Below are 14,955 nucleotides of genomic sequence, written 5' to 3' on the forward strand. Positions count from 1 at the left end.
ATAGCGGTGCCAAACTTTACAAAGGATATTTTTTAAATGCAAATTACTCTCCCCGTAAGCTATCTGCCGGGTTGATCAATGCCGCTTTTATCGATTGATAGCTGACTGTTAGGAAAGCGATCATTATGGAAAGAATGCCCGGTGCTAAAAACACCCACCACTGGATGGTTTGGCGATAAGCAAAGCCCTGCAGCCATTTTTGCATCACCAGCCAGGCAATGGGTGTTGCGATCATAATAGCGATGATGACCAGCCTTATGAAATCCATAGAAAGCATGTTAACTAATTGTGAAACGCCTGCACCAAGCACCTTGCGGATACTAATTTCCCGGCTACGCTGTTCTGCAGCATAGGCGGCCAGGCCAAATAAGCCCAGGCAGGCAATAACGATAGCCAGCGAGGTAAAAATGGTAAATAGTTTACCCAGCCGTGTTTCGGTGCGGTATAAGGTATCAAATCGCTCATCCATAAACTCGTACCCAAATTGCTGATCGGGCGATACGCTGCGCCAGGTGGCTTTCACTTTATTCAACAGCGGGGGCAGGTTTTGGGTACTTACTTTTATACTTAGGCTGGCCATCCAGTCGCTGGCGGATATCAGCACCAACGGTGAAATATTATCCCGGAGTGAATGGAAATTAAAATCTTTTACCACACCAATAATATGATATTGCCGGGCATTGGGGCCAGAACCGGTGGTGATGTTTTTGTTGATAGGGCTGCCATCGTACCCCAAAATTCTGGCAGCTGTTTCGTTGATAATGGCGGCAGCAGAATCTGATAGGAATTGTTTGGAAAAATCACGGCCCTCCGAAAGTTTGATACCCATAGTGCTCAGGTATTCTTCATCTACGGGCCACAGATTGCTTAGGGTGCCCGGTTTGCCGGATTGTGATATAAACTGACTTGGCCACTTATCACCCACAGGTAAGTGGCTGGTTAAGGTAGCGCTTGATACGCCCGGCAATTTTTTCACTTCGTTTTTAAACACATTTGGATCTGGTAGCGCGTGTGCGTTTTTAATAACCAATACCTGGTTGCGGTTAAAGCCAAGATCTTTATTTTGGATATAGGTAATCTGGTTGTAAATAACGATGGTGCTGGTGATCAGGAATATCGATATAGCGAATTGTAAAACCACCAGTGAACTGCGTAATGCACCGCCCTTAAAGCCCGCGGTTAACCTGCCTTTTAAAACGTTGATAGGTTTAAAAGCCGACAAGAAAAACGCCGGGTAGGAGCCGGCCAGTAAACCAACCACCAGCACAACAACCATCAGGGCGGGTAGTATCAAGGCAGCCGCTTGCCCCGTAACGGTTAGTTGTTTATCGGCCAGCTGATTAAACAGCGGCAGCAGGGCCCATACAATTAGTATAGCGATAACCCCGGCCGTGAAAGTAACCATGAGCGATTCGGCAAGGAACTGGGCAACCAGGTATGCGCGCGATGAGCCAAGTACTTTGCGTACGCCCACCTCGCGGGCGCGATTTGCCGAGCGCGCTGTAGACAAGTTCATGAAATTGATGCAGGCCAGCAGCAGAATAAAAACGGCAATGGTTGCAAATATGTAAACGTATTGGAGGTTTCCGTTAATCCCCAGTTCGTTTACCCGGTTAGATTGCAGGTGAATCTCCTTTAACGGCGTAAGATTTAGCCGCAGGTAATTGCCGTTTGCTTCAAACTTATCGTAATCAAACGCGGGAGTATTGAGATTTTTTTTCATCAGCGCGCCAAATTTGCTTTCCAGGCTTTTTGGATCCGCATTGTTGGCCACTAAAATGTAGGTGCTGAAAGGGCTGATACCATTCCAGTTGTTATTTGGCGGGGCGTTTAACGGCATGATGATATCTGCCCTGAAATGAGATTGTGCAGGGATGTCTTTTATCACTCCGGTTATTTTATGATTTAAACTATCCGTAATCATAAACATGCTTTGGCCCGCTACGTTGGTACGGTTAAAGTATTTTTTAGCGATAGATTCGCTTATTACCACTGCATGAGGATCTGTTAATGCCGTTTTTGGATCGCCATCAATCATCGGGAGCGTAAAAACGTCAAATATGCCCGGGTCGCTATATATAACGCTGGTTTCGCTAATGCTTTCTTCGCCTTTTTTAAAACGGATATTTAATGCCGGGGTGATGCGGGTTGTTTTCTCCACCACGGGGAAGTTCTCTTTTAAAGCAGCAGCTACCGGGTTGGCCGCTATAGCAAACCGGGTAATGGTGCCTTTTATCTTAAGATCAGTATTTACCCTGTAAATTCTTGCATAGTTGGTGTTGTAGCGGTCATAGCTTAGTTCATCGGCTACATAAAATACAATCAGCAGGCAGGTAGCCAAACCCAGTGCAAGGCCAAGGATGTTGATCACCGTAAAGCCCTTGTTTTTTTGCAGACTGCGAAAAGCTGTTTTTATTAGATTTTTAAACATGGTATAGCATTTACTTAAGTTAGCAAGTAAAGTAAATGTATAACTAAATGTTTAGTTATAAAATAATATTATTATTTTTTTTCCTGGATCAAATCCCAAAGGTTGCCATACAGATCTTCAAAAACTGCCACGGTACCATACGATTCTTCGGAAGGAGGACGGACAAATTTTACATCCTTAGCACTTAGGCAATTGTATTCGCGCCAAAAGTCGCCGGTGTACAAAAAAAGGAACACCCTGCCTCCGGTTTGGTTACCTATTTGCTTTAACTGCTCTTCGCCAACTGCTTTTGCAAGTAATAAGCGAAAGCCGGAGCCCTGGGGTGCTACCACAACCCAGCGCTTAGTATTGGATAGAGCGGTATCTTCTATTAATTCAAAGCCTAGTTTTTGGGTGTAAAATGCTATAGCTTCATCGTAATCCCTAACCAGTAAACTTACCTGTCCGATTCGCATTTTCGTGGATTAATTTAGTTAGGAAATCCTATTTACGGATCGCCTTTAAAGACTTCCCAGAAAGGATAACTGCAGCGCTATCGGTAATATTTAAATTTACTTTATCGGCGTAACCGTGTCCAATATCCAATATAGTATAATCTTTCAAATTGGCGGCAACATAGCCAAAACGCATCGTTTTTGATCCTTTCAATTCAGGAGCCATCTCGAAGGTCACCTGGCTTGAATCTGCCTGGACTACCTTAAGCGTATCAAAACTGTGATTATAGCTCTCTACTTCCAGCCTCGATCTGCCTTTTAAAATGATGCTCAGGTTGGGTTGTTTAAAACGCTGCAACTCAAAGTTGGTATCTTTGGCATCAATCGATAGTAGTTGCGGTGCAAACAAGCGTACCAGCACCCTATTCTGCATCCAGTTTTTTTCACCGGGATTTTGATATTTGTTCGGGAAGATCAGGTGCAGGGTGTCATTTTTAACAAAGGCTTTAAAGGTTATATCCTTTTTGTATTCCCGCCAATAGTTAAGCACCCTTACAGAGGCATTTTTATTTTGCTCAAACACAATTTGGGTAATGTTACCGCCATCCAGCTGCAGGTGTTTAAAAGGTTGTGTATTTACCTTATTGTAATTCCAATACAGATCGCTTTTATCTACGTTATCGTAAACATTTTTAAATACAAGGTTAGATGCAAAAACGCCCAAAACCATTAATACAAATACGCTGGTTAGTATAATGGTGCTTAATTTTGCTGCTTTAGTCTTCATGCTTTTTCTCTTTAAAATTCTGATCGATAAATTTTTCGTACCTCATCTCAATTTCTTCCATCGGGATATCAAGCAGGTACATGCTTCGTAAAAACACAGGGAGTTCGTTTTCCAAAAATTGTTCTTTCCTAACGTTGATCACTTTTTTCATGGCTCCATCTTCCACAAAATAGCCTACGCCACGCTTATTGGTTATAATCTCCCGTTGTTGCAGAAAATCGTAGGCGCGCTGCACCGTGTTGGGGTTTACTTCCATCATAACGGCCAATTCACGGATGCTGATGATCTTAGTACCCAGTTTCCACTGTTTAAGCAAGATCTGCTCGCAAACGTATTCGGCTATTTGCAGGTATATTGCCTGTTTCTCTCTAAACTCCATTTTAAATTTCTTTCTCTCTTAGCCTTATATAAGCCGTTAACCATAGTATGACCGGCAAAATGTATTGAAAAAATGCATTGGGCACTGCTACTACTCCCTCGGGCAATTCTACATTGCCAACCTCAGACCCCATGTTTATTAAAACTGTATAATAAGGAAAAGCTATATCTATTTTACCTAGTAGCATGGTGGCCACTGCTAAATTTAAAAAGTAAATAAAGCCCATAATAGCACAGGTTACCAGGGCCACTTTTACTAATGCAACTTTATTGAAGTACAACTGCCCCACCAGCATGATGCCGGTAAAGTTAAGAAACAGGGTGGTGGACTGCCTTACGATGTTCCCTTCGAACGGAAAGATATACACGGCATTATACATATTTTTGTATAGCGGGCTATTGCGGTCTAGTCCGTTATGATAGGCGGTTACAAAGCAATAATCGATTAGCCGGTAAAAACCGAAAAATATAAGGCAAAAGAAAACGCCCGTTAAGAGTACGCCGCAAAGCCATTTTTCTAATGCGGAAGCTGGCAGGGTTAAATACGCCGACCCACCGGCATTGGTGTTAAAGTAGCTAAACACCATGGAGGATAAAAACACGCCGCCCCCTATAAAACCCCAGACAAATGACATGGTTTGTGCACCAACCCAACCCCCAATGTATACCAAAATGGAGTAGGAGATAAGGGTAAAGCAAAGTACAAAGGCCATAAGGCCAAGGATTTGCATTGCCCGTTCTAATACCGATTTTTTGAGCAGCAGCCCAAAACGGGTAAGATTGAAAGTATCATTCATGATCAAAAGATTTTAATTGATTGCAAATAGTTGTTTGGCCATAGCCGGATTTTCTGTCACGCCATTAAAAAGATGCTCCAGGTTAATTGCCGAATCTTCTCCCGTGGTGTTTTCTAAGATCACCGCCGTGCCCCGCAGCATTTTTTCCGCATATAATACTTGAGCACCCGGGGGTATTTCTGATACGGTTTTAAAGCAAAGTTTATCGGCAATATCTGCAATAGAAGAATGCAGCAGCAGGTTGCCGTTATCCACAATTATTACCTTATCTATCATGGTCTCCAGATCGCGGATCTGGTGGGTTGATATGAAGATAATGCGGTCTTCAGTCATTACCGAAGCAATCAATTTTCTGAATTGAACTTTGGATGGAATATCCAATCCGTTTGTAGGCTCATCCATCAGCAGCAATTTGGTATTGCAGGCCAGCGCAAATGCGATAACAAACTTTTTTTGCTGCCCGAATGATAGCTTGTTCAGCTTGCCATCAACCGCTACATCAAGCTCCTGCAGATAATTGTAAAAATCATCCTTGTTAAACAAAGGATAAAAAGGTGCAAATAGATTATGGTATTGTTTAATGGTGAGGGCCGGTACATAAACATCTTCGGGCAGGTAGTAAATAGTTTGCAGGAACGATGGTTTGCGGCTTCCGGGGGTCATACCATCGATAGTTATACCACCACTTACCGGGAATAAAGTGCCTGCCATATTTTTAAGCAGCGTTGATTTCCCGGCGCCATTTTTGCCCAGTAAACCGTAGATACTTCCGCTTGCTATTGAGAGTGTAAGGTTTTTGTACAGCAGCTTTTTGCTTGAATAACCAAAAGACAAATTATTAAATTCAATCATTAGTGTATTAGTTAGGTAGTACACTTCAAATTTAGGTGATAATTTAACAATTCCAAATATTTTGCAGGGATTTTGTAAAAAAAACACAGTTTACGCAGGTAGGTATTGTAAGGTGGTGTTAATACCCTTTATTTGCATAAAATTTAAACACCATGCCATTACAATCAGGTAACCCCGCCCCGCAGTTTACATTAACCTCATCAGATCTTAAAGAAGTTTCCCTGGCCGATTTTAAAGGAAAAAAGGTAGTAATTCACTTTTTCCCTTTAGCGTTTACCGGTGTCTGCACCACCCAGCTATGCACCATGCGCGATAGTTTTGGTTACTATGATGGCCTTAACGCGCAGATCCTGGGCATATCGGTAGATTCACCATTTACTTTAGCAAAATTTAAAGAAGAGAACGCTTACCAGTTTCCGCTGCTGTCTGATTTCAATAAAGAGGTATCTGACGCTTACGGTGCCTTATATGCCGAATTTGCCTTCGGGATGAAAGGTGTATCCAAACGCGCTGCTTTTGTTATCGACGAACAGCAAAATATCATTTACGCGGAAGTATTGGAAAACGCAGGCGATTTGCCAAACTTTGATGCCATAGCCGAAGTGGTAAAGTAAGCTGCGGCTTTGCTTTATAGTGCTGTAAAACAAGGCTCTCTATATTTTTTTCAAAAAAAGTAGTAAGATTAAAAAGAAAGTTCTATTTTTGCAGTCCGTTAAAAAAGGGTCATATATCGGTTTACGATTTAAGATACCATTAACCGGAAAGGCACTTGTAGCTCAATTGGATAGAGCATCTCACTACGGATGAGAAGGTTTGGGGTTCGAATCCCTACAAGTGCACATATTACAACCACTTATCAGAGATTCTGTCTCAATCGAAGTGAAAAAAAATTAAGCCTCTGCGGATTGTTCACAAAGGCTTTTTTAATTTTTAAACAAAAGGGATGCTTAACTTAGTACTGTTTGGTCCCCCCGGAGCAGGGAAGGGTACTCAATCACAAGATCTTATTGAAAAGTTCGGGTTAATTCATCTTTCAACAGGTGACTTATTGCGTGGCGAAATTGCACAAGGCACAGAACTGGGCCTGGAGGCAAAAAAACTGATGAATGAGGGCAAGTTAGTTCCCGATGCTGTTGTGATTGGCATGATCAGTAATAAGCTGGATTCGAATAAGGATGCCAAAGGATTTATTTTCGATGGCTTTCCGCGCACCGTTGCACAAGCTGAAGCATTGGATAATTTGCTTGCATCAAAGGATGCAGCGATATCCGGTATGATTGCCCTGGAAGTGAACGACGATGAATTAGAGCACCGTTTATTATTGCGGGGAAAAAGCTCGGGCCGGCCGGATGATGCCAACCCGGAGGTGATTCGCAAACGAATTAAAGTATACAATGATGAAACTGCACCTGTTGCAGGGTTTTATCAAAACCAAAATAAGTTTACAAGTATAAACGGCATTGGATCGGTAGAAGATATTTTTGCTGCTATCCTCACAGTTGTAGATACTTATTAAGAAATAGTCCGTAAGTCGGATGAGTCGGTAAAGTCCGAAAGAAGGAAGTTAAATTTCTATCTTTCGGACTTTACTGACTTTCGGACTTTCCGTCTTTAAAAAAAGAGTTATGTCGCAGGGTTCAAATTTTGTTGATTATGTAAAGATCTGCTGCCGTTCCGGCCACGGAGGTGCAGGTTCTTCGCATTTACACAGGGATATTTTAACCTCGATGGGTGGACCAGACGGTGGCGATGGCGGCCGGGGAGGCCATGTTATTGTAAAAGGTAACGCCCAGTTATGGACATTGCTGCACCTTAAATTCCGTAAGCATGTTATTGCAGGCGACGGGGATGCCGGTGGCAGCTCGCAAAGAAGCGGTAAAACAGGCCGCGATGAGATCCTTGAAGTACCATTGGGAACAATCTGCAAAAATGCAGAAACCGGCGAGATCATTTTTGAAATTAACCACGACGGCGAAACAAAGATCCTGACCAGCGGTGGCAGGGGAGGGCTGGGTAACTGGCATTTTAAAACCGCCACCCGCCAAACACCGCGTTTTGCGCAACCGGGCGAAGACGGACAGGAGGACTGGAATATACTGGAGCTTAAGATCCTGGCTGATGTAGGTTTGGTTGGTTTCCCTAATGCGGGTAAATCCACCCTTCTTTCGGTCGTATCTGCCGCCAAGCCGGAGATTGCAGATTATGCCTTTACAACGCTTGTTCCTAACTTGGGTATCGTAGCATACCGTAACAACAAATCGTTTGTTATGGCCGATATTCCGGGTATTATAGAGGGAGCGTCACAGGGTAAGGGTCTGGGGATCCGTTTCCTGCGCCATATCGAGCGTAACTCGGTGCTGTTGTTTATGGTACCTGCAGATACTTCGCGCAGCATTAAAGAAGAATATGATATTCTACTACGGGAATTGAGCGAATACAATGAAGAATTGATGCACAAACCCCGCGTGCTGGCCATTACGAAAAGTGATATGCTGGATGCCGAATTACAGGCAGAGATGGAGAAGGAAGTGCCGGAGGGGATTCCTTATGTATTTATCTCGTCGGTGGCGCAGAAGAATATCACCGAGCTGAAGGATTTGCTTTGGAAAGAGATCAACCGGTAGTTTACCGTTGCTGATCTGAATAATACACCACGTAATTTTCGCTGAGATCTTTGAGCGTAAACCCTTTATATGCCGGGAAGCATTTAAGAATCACTGATGCCCTGATGCCCGTGTAATAAGCCGGCAGCAGGATGTACAAGGGGCCCATATATTCCTTCCGCACATATGCGTCATAATTGATGCGGAGATCCTGATTAAGCGGTTTAATGATGATCTTGCTGTTTTTTAAACGCTTCGTTTCGGGAAAATCCTTGGTAAACACAAAAACCGCCGTAGTATCGTTTTTGCTGACCGATTCTAGGTAGGCTAACGCGGTGCTATCGATCACCCTGTTTTTCTCGCGCGGGTCTTCCGTTGATTGGGACTTGCTTTTGCAGCCTGCTCCGGAAATGATGATCACCAGTATCAAACAGAAAGCTATTCTTTTCACTATCATATTATTCAATCGCTCTCGGGCGGATCTTTACCGCCGGGTTGCCCTGGTAGATAAAATAGGGTGCTAAGTTTTTAGTAGCAATTGATCCTGTAGTAAGCACAGCATGCGTACCAACCCTAATGCCCTGGTTAATGATGGCGGAGCAGCCTATCCACGCACCATCTTCCAAAACAATGCCCCCGGTTATCAAATCGAAGGCGTGCTTTTTATAATTGTGACTGCCGGTTTGCAGTATGGCGCCCTGGGAGATGCAAACATTGCTGCCGATAGTTACCATTACCAGGTTATCTATCCATACACCTTCGCCAATCCAGGTGTGGTTTGCCACGCTGAGTAACCACGGATATTTAATGTTTACGGCAGGTTTAATAACCACACCAACACCAATTTTAGCCCCGAAAAGCTTTAATAAAAAAATCTTCAAGCCACTCACCGGGAAAAGATGGGTGTTAAAAACAATCGCGTTTACATAATACCAAAGCAAGCGCTTTAAGACGTTGCCGCCGGGGTTATAAGGGTGATTATTATAAATGGCGAGATCAGTTTTTTGCATCGGGATTGCTGCGCTTGTTATTGATCCAATAATACAAAGTAACGATGATAACCAGGTAGATCATCACATCAAATAAAACGTGATGATCAATTATCCGGGCTTTGCTGCGGTCCCAGTACAAAGCCAGCAGCATCAGGCGGATCACGTTTAGCAGCTGAATGCCCAGCAAGCCGCCGAATAAAAACAAGAGTTTTGCCTTGAGTTTTTTTGGATAAGTAAGAACAAAGGCCGTAAAAAAACTCATCACCCCTAAGCCAAGGCAGGTATAGATCAATTGGATAATGCCATGGCCCGCTACCAGCAATTCTGTTTTACTTACAATTACGGTAAACCCAAAGGCACGCAGCAAAGTAGCAGAAAGATGCAGCAGGCCCCAGCGCAGCCAGTCGATATAGTTTAAGTGCTGATCCAGAAAAGCAACGTAATTATGTCCGGGTTGGGTGATGCCAAAGAACATAATATTAAAATAGTAGCAAAGCAGGAACAGCCCCAAAAACCTGATGCTAAACCAAATGGCAACGTTATTTTTTATCGCGATCTGCATTTTCGGAGTGTTTTATCAGTTCGTCTATTTTTATATCTACCACCAATCTAAACCAAAAGGCCTGCAAAAAATGGAAAATGATACCAGTTCTGCCATCGAGGATGCCCAATTTAAAAATTATCCGGTAGGTAAAATACAGCGTGGGCCTTACATAGCGCGGCAGCTGCCACCATAATTGTTTGAGCCAGGCGGTGCGCTCATCCGGCGAACCCCAAAAGCGGGGCTTTATGGTTTGGCTGCGCAGGCCCAATATGCGCTCGGTTTCTTCCAATGCCAGCAGGTCGCTGTATTTGTTATGCTTATCAATCCAGAAGCTGATCTTATTTTCTTTCAGATTCTCTTCCAAAAGATGTCCGTCTTTCCAGATCACGGTACTGCCGGGCACAATGAAGCGATGATCCATATTCTCGTTCAGATCTGAATAGCCGACACCATACCTGATCATTTTAAGCAGATAGAAAGGGTAGTAGCCGCCATGTTTTATCCATCGGCCTTTGAAGTAGTTTTTGCGGCTAAAGTAAATGCCGTTAACGTGTTTAAAGTTTTTGTCATCAAAGTTTTGCAAGCGCAGGTAAAGCTCAGGTGTTAACACCTGGTCGGCATCTAAACAAATTACCCAGGGGGTGTTGATTGCAAAGTTTTTAAGCGCAAAATCCCATTGGGATGGATGGTTTACAAAAATGTTTTGCTGTACAGTAGCTCCGGCGGCCTGAGCGATAATACAGGTGGTATCGGTACTAAAGGAATCAAGGACGAAAATGGAGGCATCCAGCCCGCGGATGGATGCCAACAGCCGCGGTAAATGAATTTCTTCATTATAAGTTAATATGATGAAAGAAAAATGCTGGTTCAATTCAGGCGTGCTTTAATGATCATGCTCATCCAAAGATACGGAACCCGGCCGCAGCCTTCAAACTGTGTTACGGTAAACCCTTTGCCGGTTAGCAGCCTTGTTAAAGTTGCCGCCGACCACATTTTGATATGCCCCCCCAGCCATAGCGGGTTAATATGCTGGTCCCACTTGTTGGTAATACTCAGCAGCAGATTTTTTAAATAGCCGTGGTAGGGCGTAGAGAGAATGAGTTCACTGCCGGGTTTTAACTGCTGTTTACAAAAATCGATAAAGGCTTCCGGATCGTACAGGTGCTCAATCACTTCGGTAGATATAATGGTATCGAAGCTGATGCCCTGCAGTTCATCCGGCAATTTGCCGGTAGACAGATCCTGTACAAAGAACCTTTCGGGGTTGGTTTGTTTGGCTATTATAATGCCTTTTTCAGATGCGTCGGTACCGTAAGCATTATAGCCTAACGAAACCAGGTAGTTGACAAGGTATCCATTGCCGCAACCGAGATCTAAAATGCATTGATTTTTGTTCAAATCCAGCATTTTAATCAGCGGGCCAAGCATGTACTTTAAATTATGGGTGATAACATTCGTATGGAAGCCGTAATCTTTATAGTCGCTCATGCGCGGATGATTTTTTGGTAAAGGTTGATATACTTTTGTACGAGCGCCTCACCGGTAAAGTTTTGTCTCACGATACCCGGTGCTGTCGCTGTAATGCTGTTAAGTTTTTGCAGTTGGTTTTTACCGATGTTGTTTATAGCATCAGCTACAGATTGCGGGTTGGTTTTACACACCCAGCCCAATTGATGTTTAAGTACATAATCTGCCAGGCCAACCTGTTCGCTGATTAGAACCGCTGTGCCGGCGCTTAAACTTTCTATCACCACATTGCCGAAATTCTCATCATGCGAAGGCAATACCAACAGGTGATGCTGCTGAATCAAATGAAACTTGTCGTTGCCATAAAAACCTGCCCAGGTGATGTGTGCCGCACTATCTTCACTTAATGTTTTTAGTTGTTTGAGGTAAGCGGCATCGCCATCACCGGCAATGGTTAGGTGATAGGGCACCGAAATTAATTTCAGCGCCTTTAATAGAATGTCAAGCCCCTTTTTTTCTTCTATCCGAGAAAGAAAGAGAAGCTTTAGCAGGTTTGCTACCGGCTTTTCGGTTAACGGTAAGGCCACATCCAGCTTTACAAAATTTGGTAATTCGGCTATGCTGACAGGGCTCACCAGCTTCGTTATTGCAGCAGTTTCACGGGCCGATGTTGTATGCAGGTGGCTTTTGCGCAAAAGCCACCTGCCCGCCAGCAAATGGATCATTTTTTTAGCACCGGTGTTTCGGTTTCCGAAGGAGTAGGCGCTTAAGGTGCCCCGCGGTGATAGGAACACGGGTACCCCCCGCGCTATGGCTACCATTGCAGCAAATAGCGAAACCAAATTCCACCAGGCATGAATATGTACCGCATCAAAAGTTTTAACCTCGCGCCAAAGGTGCTTTATCAGCGCTGGTGAAAAGTGCGTATGATCTTTTGTGATGCGATTAAAGTAAGTTACGGTTACCCCATCGATGTTTTGGGGTAGGTTTGTTGCTACAGGCAGCTCAACGGCGCCGTTGGCTGTGGTTGCATAAACAGTAACCGATATGCCCGCTTTAGCTAATTCTTCGCAAAGCATGGCAGCCGACATGGTTGGGCCGCCATAAATATAGGCTGGTTTATAAGCAGCAATAACGTGAAGCAACTTCAAATTTCTTTTAAAATATCCCGCGATCTTAGAACCCGGAAAATGACGATCATGCTGATATAGCTCCAAAATATGGCGTTGATCATAAACTCGAAACTCAGGCCCCGCCAGAACGCCTGAAACAAGCCGCTGAATATAAGGGCACTGCCCAGGATATATCCTCCAAATAGTTCTTCGGCCTTTACCGAAATCAGCTGCGCAATAGCACCGTAAGCCCATAGGCATAGCACTATGCCAATAGGCCCTGCTGTTAAGTAGGCATCAACAATAACGGCGGGTTTTGCAGATACCTGCGACCCCCGGTTAACAACACCTGCGTTGTAAACACGCTCCATAATCAGTGTTTCGGTTATTGGTTTTGAAGGCCAGAATACACGCGGAACGATTGCAATGGCTGATTGTTTAAACAATAACGTTCCATAATAATCCACGGTTTTGGGGGTCGATTGCACATAATTGGTGAACATGTCAATTTCGCTCAACCGGAAAACAAGGAACCCCCAGTTAGAACTGTCTTCCTCATTTAAAGTAGCATCAAGGGCGGTCTGTGCGGCTTCATCTGCGTTGGTATCGCCTTCCGCAGCTGCCCCGCGAAAAGCCCCCATATAAGTTGGCAGGACAACGAATAACAGAAACAGGACCGGGACAAATATGACAGTCACCATTTTTTTATAATTCGGATACAGAAAGATGCCAAAAACAAGTACGCTGATGATGATGGGTTCTTTAAAACCCGATGTTAAAGCATTATAGAAGTTAAACAGGTAAAGCAAACCGCAGATCATCGTGTTGGCCGATTTCCTGAGCGGTATGGCAAAAGCAAGAGCCAGCGTACCAGCTATAAAACTTAGGGAACTAAACTGGAAATAAAACTGGGTGAACCCAGGCACTTTTAAAAATAGGGTCGACAATGGAAATGTGATCAGCGCGAGCTTCATGAGCAAGTTAGCCAGTGTATCTTGTTCTATGTAGTATTTCTTCTTTTTCGGGTAGTTCATAAACATCAAAATTCCCGATACGAAAGAGGCATGGCCAAGGCTGTAGTAGCGCTGGCATTGGGCAGTGATGAGCAATTTATCCTGATTTACGGTAACCAATGCGGGTTTCACAAAGTTATCATAGCCCAAAACGTTCATGAAATAGAATATGGATGTGCAACACATGTATCCGGCAAAAATGATCTGCATTACAAACAGCGGCCTCATCAGTTGTTCGCTAAAACTGCGGTCGGATGGGATTGGCGTTACCCAGCCGGTTAATGTTAGCGCAAAAATCAGGAACGATCCAGCCCAGGCAATCAGGTACGATAATGCGGGATCTGAAGCCAACAGGGATGCCAGCGCCCAGGGTATAAAAAGTACTAAATAGCGTTCGAGACCTTTGTTGCCCATTTATATTGATATCCCCCAACAATTATCGGGAGTGTAAAGATACATTTAGCCTGAGATAAATTGGTTAACGATAGTATCTGCAACTTTTTGGAAATTCCAGCCGGCTATTAACTCTCCAGACTGCTCTCCAAACCGCTCCAATACATCGCCGGCTTGAGTGAGCTTAGTTAAATACTGCAACAGATCTGCTTCATCGCCATTTTTAAAAACATAACCGTTAACGCCAGCCGCTACTAAATCAGCCGCGCAACCTGCTTTATCAGATACCAGAACGGCCTTTTCGCAGGCCATTGCTTCGTTGACAGCGAGGCCCCAGCTTTCACCCGGCCCTTTGGAGGGGAGGCAAAATAAATCGCAAGCCTGGTAGATCACCGGCATGTAGGATTGATTTTGAAAATCCATAAAGTGGATGTTATCCGTTCCTGCGGCGTTGCGCTTCAGTTCAGTTTCCAGGTGGCCGTTACCCACAAATAGCAGGTGGCAGCTTTTGTCCGTAAGTTTTAAAAAAGCGTTCAGCAACAATAAAGGATCTTTTTTAGCTTCAAACTTCCCTGCGAAAAGGATCAGAATATGATTAGTGGAGATATGTAACTGCCTTCTCAACGCGCTAACTTCTGCTTTCCTTGGCTGCCCAAACCGGTGGTTATCTATGGCATGCGGCGCGAAGATCAACTGATCTTCTTTTAAACCATATTTTGTAAAATACGCTTTGTTATTTATCCCGTTATAAAATGCAAAATCAATACTGTTATATACCCACGTTAAGAATATGGATTTGAGGATATGCTTTATTCCGGGTTGCTGATCAAGCAGGGTGGAATCCCCGCGAAACAAAACCGGGATCTTGCCTTTAAAAAAGCGAAGCACTTTCAAATGGCTTTGATATGCCCAGCCAATTACCAATACCGCATCAGCCTGCCAGTTTTGAATTTGATGCGTGATATCAGGATTTATGATGCCCTTGAAATGATGAGATCCCGGATCGCCCGCTGTGTTGTTGAGCCAAACGTAATTATACCCCTCCAGCAAATCAAGGTCCCAGGTAACTGTCTTGCCAAAGCCGGGGTCAGTTTTTGTAAGCGACTGCTGTCCCCAGGTATAAAATACGCATACATCAACTTGTTGCGCAAT

General features: G+C 44.0%; 17 protein-coding genes and 1 tRNA gene. 4 read left to right on the plus strand and 14 right to left on the minus strand.

Features of this window, described 5'->3' with window-relative positions; genetic code table 11:
- Positions 1 to 43: 43 nt before the first annotated feature.
- The 6 genes from A0256_10380 to A0256_10405 form a co-directional block, all read right to left on the minus strand.
- Positions 44 to 2,431 carry a hypothetical protein gene (locus A0256_10380; GenBank protein AMR31797.1) on the minus strand — a complete coding sequence of 796 codons (2,388 nt, stop codon included), beginning with the start codon at positions 2,429 to 2,431 and terminating at the stop codon, positions 44 to 46.
- A 71-nt stretch (positions 2,432 to 2,502) separates the two neighbouring features.
- On the minus strand, positions 2,503 to 2,886 hold the full coding sequence (locus A0256_10385; GenBank protein ID AMR31798.1) for a hypothetical protein: 384 nt from the start codon (positions 2,884 to 2,886) through the stop codon (positions 2,503 to 2,505).
- A 28-nt stretch (positions 2,887 to 2,914) separates the two neighbouring features.
- Complete coding sequence (locus A0256_10390; protein AMR31799.1) at positions 2,915 to 3,652, minus strand: hypothetical protein; 738 nt, start codon at positions 3,650 to 3,652, stop codon at positions 2,915 to 2,917.
- Positions 3,642 to 4,031: a GntR family transcriptional regulator gene (locus A0256_10395; GenBank protein ID AMR31800.1), complete on the minus strand. Its 390-nt coding sequence runs from the start codon at positions 4,029 to 4,031 to the stop codon at positions 3,642 to 3,644. Before A0256_10395 ends, A0256_10390 begins: the two co-directional genes overlap by 11 nt.
- Before the next feature lies 1 nt (position 4,032).
- On the minus strand, positions 4,033 to 4,827 hold the full coding sequence (locus A0256_10400) for a hypothetical protein (GenBank protein AMR31801.1): 795 nt from the start codon (positions 4,825 to 4,827) through the stop codon (positions 4,033 to 4,035).
- A gap of 12 nt (positions 4,828 to 4,839) precedes the next feature.
- Positions 4,840 to 5,679 (minus strand): ABC transporter ATP-binding protein, encoded by an 840-nt coding sequence (locus A0256_10405; protein AMR31802.1) that lies wholly within the window; start codon positions 5,677 to 5,679, stop codon positions 4,840 to 4,842.
- A 152-nt stretch (positions 5,680 to 5,831) separates the two neighbouring features.
- Between A0256_10405 and A0256_10410 the strand changes: the two genes are divergently transcribed.
- From A0256_10410 to A0256_10425, 4 genes are all read left to right on the plus strand, one after another.
- Positions 5,832 to 6,293 carry a peroxiredoxin gene (locus A0256_10410; GenBank protein AMR31803.1) on the plus strand — a complete coding sequence of 154 codons (462 nt, stop codon included), beginning with the start codon at positions 5,832 to 5,834 and terminating at the stop codon, positions 6,291 to 6,293.
- A gap of 151 nt (positions 6,294 to 6,444) precedes the next feature.
- A tRNA-Arg gene (locus A0256_10415) sits at positions 6,445 to 6,518 on the plus strand.
- Between the two features lie 104 nt (positions 6,519 to 6,622).
- Positions 6,623 to 7,195, plus strand: a complete 573-nt coding sequence (locus tag A0256_10420; protein ID AMR31804.1) for an adenylate kinase — start codon at positions 6,623 to 6,625, stop codon at positions 7,193 to 7,195.
- Positions 7,196 to 7,304: 109 nt separating this feature from the next.
- Positions 7,305 to 8,303, plus strand: coding sequence for a GTPase ObgE (locus tag A0256_10425; protein AMR31805.1), 999 nt, complete (start codon positions 7,305 to 7,307; stop codon positions 8,301 to 8,303).
- A 1-nt stretch (position 8,304) separates the two neighbouring features.
- Here A0256_10425 and A0256_10430 read toward each other — a convergent pair whose 3' ends face one another.
- The 8 genes from A0256_10430 to A0256_10465 are packed head-to-tail and all read right to left on the minus strand — an operon-like array spanning position 8,305 to position 14,955.
- Complete coding sequence (locus A0256_10430; protein AMR31806.1) at positions 8,305 to 8,739, minus strand: hypothetical protein; 435 nt, start codon at positions 8,737 to 8,739, stop codon at positions 8,305 to 8,307.
- Between the two features lies 1 nt (position 8,740).
- Positions 8,741 to 9,292 (minus strand): acyl transferase, encoded by a 552-nt coding sequence (locus tag A0256_10435; protein ID AMR31807.1) that lies wholly within the window; start codon positions 9,290 to 9,292, stop codon positions 8,741 to 8,743.
- A complete protein-coding gene (locus tag A0256_10440; protein ID AMR31808.1) occupies positions 9,279 to 9,836 on the minus strand; it encodes a hypothetical protein in 558 nt (185 codons plus the stop codon). The genes A0256_10435 and A0256_10440 overlap by 14 nt, the downstream gene beginning before the upstream one ends.
- The gene (locus A0256_10445) at positions 9,814 to 10,689 is read right to left on the minus strand and encodes a glycosyl transferase family 2 (GenBank protein ID AMR31809.1); all 876 of its coding nucleotides are present in this window, start codon (positions 10,687 to 10,689) and stop codon (positions 9,814 to 9,816) included. Before A0256_10445 ends, A0256_10440 begins: the two co-directional genes overlap by 23 nt.
- On the minus strand, positions 10,686 to 11,306 hold the full coding sequence (locus A0256_10450) for a methyltransferase (GenBank protein AMR31810.1): 621 nt from the start codon (positions 11,304 to 11,306) through the stop codon (positions 10,686 to 10,688). Before A0256_10450 ends, A0256_10445 begins: the two co-directional genes overlap by 4 nt.
- Positions 11,303 to 12,436, minus strand: coding sequence for a hypothetical protein (locus A0256_10455; GenBank protein AMR31811.1), 1,134 nt, complete (start codon positions 12,434 to 12,436; stop codon positions 11,303 to 11,305). Before A0256_10455 ends, A0256_10450 begins: the two co-directional genes overlap by 4 nt.
- Positions 12,433 to 13,824, minus strand: coding sequence for a hypothetical protein (locus A0256_10460; GenBank protein ID AMR31812.1), 1,392 nt, complete (start codon positions 13,822 to 13,824; stop codon positions 12,433 to 12,435). Before A0256_10460 ends, A0256_10455 begins: the two co-directional genes overlap by 4 nt.
- Positions 13,825 to 13,869: 45 nt before the next feature.
- Entirely contained in the window at positions 13,870 to 14,955 is a 1,086-nt protein-coding gene (locus tag A0256_10465; GenBank protein ID AMR34506.1) for a glycosyl transferase family 1, read from the minus strand.

The sequence above is a fragment of the Mucilaginibacter sp. PAMC 26640 genome (assembly GCA_001596135.1).
Taxonomy (GTDB): Bacteria; Bacteroidota; Bacteroidia; order Sphingobacteriales; family Sphingobacteriaceae; genus Mucilaginibacter.

Coding starts and splice junctions, on each gene's coding strand:
- A0256_10410 (AMR31803.1), top strand. CDS start 5,832: ATGCCATTACAATCAGGTAACCCCGCCCCGCAGTTTACATTAACCTCA.
- A0256_10460 (AMR31812.1), bottom strand. CDS start 13,824: ATGGGCAACAAAGGTCTCGAACGCTATTTAGTACTTTTTATACCCTGG.
- A0256_10440 (AMR31808.1), bottom strand. CDS start 9,836: ATGCAGATCGCGATAAAAAATAACGTTGCCATTTGGTTTAGCATCAGG.
- A0256_10400 (AMR31801.1), bottom strand. CDS start 4,827: ATGAATGATACTTTCAATCTTACCCGTTTTGGGCTGCTGCTCAAAAAA.
- A0256_10450 (AMR31810.1), bottom strand. CDS start 11,306: ATGAGCGACTATAAAGATTACGGCTTCCATACGAATGTTATCACCCAT.
- A0256_10390 (AMR31799.1), bottom strand. CDS start 3,652: ATGAAGACTAAAGCAGCAAAATTAAGCACCATTATACTAACCAGCGTA.
- A0256_10425 (AMR31805.1), top strand. CDS start 7,305: ATGTCGCAGGGTTCAAATTTTGTTGATTATGTAAAGATCTGCTGCCGT.
- A0256_10405 (AMR31802.1), bottom strand. CDS start 5,679: ATGATTGAATTTAATAATTTGTCTTTTGGTTATTCAAGCAAAAAGCTG.
- A0256_10420 (AMR31804.1), top strand. CDS start 6,623: ATGCTTAACTTAGTACTGTTTGGTCCCCCCGGAGCAGGGAAGGGTACT.
- A0256_10385 (AMR31798.1), bottom strand. CDS start 2,886: ATGCGAATCGGACAGGTAAGTTTACTGGTTAGGGATTACGATGAAGCT.
- A0256_10380 (AMR31797.1), bottom strand. CDS start 2,431: ATGTTTAAAAATCTAATAAAAACAGCTTTTCGCAGTCTGCAAAAAAAC.
- A0256_10395 (AMR31800.1), bottom strand. CDS start 4,031: ATGGAGTTTAGAGAGAAACAGGCAATATACCTGCAAATAGCCGAATAC.
- A0256_10430 (AMR31806.1), bottom strand. CDS start 8,739: ATGATAGTGAAAAGAATAGCTTTCTGTTTGATACTGGTGATCATCATT.
- A0256_10435 (AMR31807.1), bottom strand. CDS start 9,292: ATGCAAAAAACTGATCTCGCCATTTATAATAATCACCCTTATAACCCC.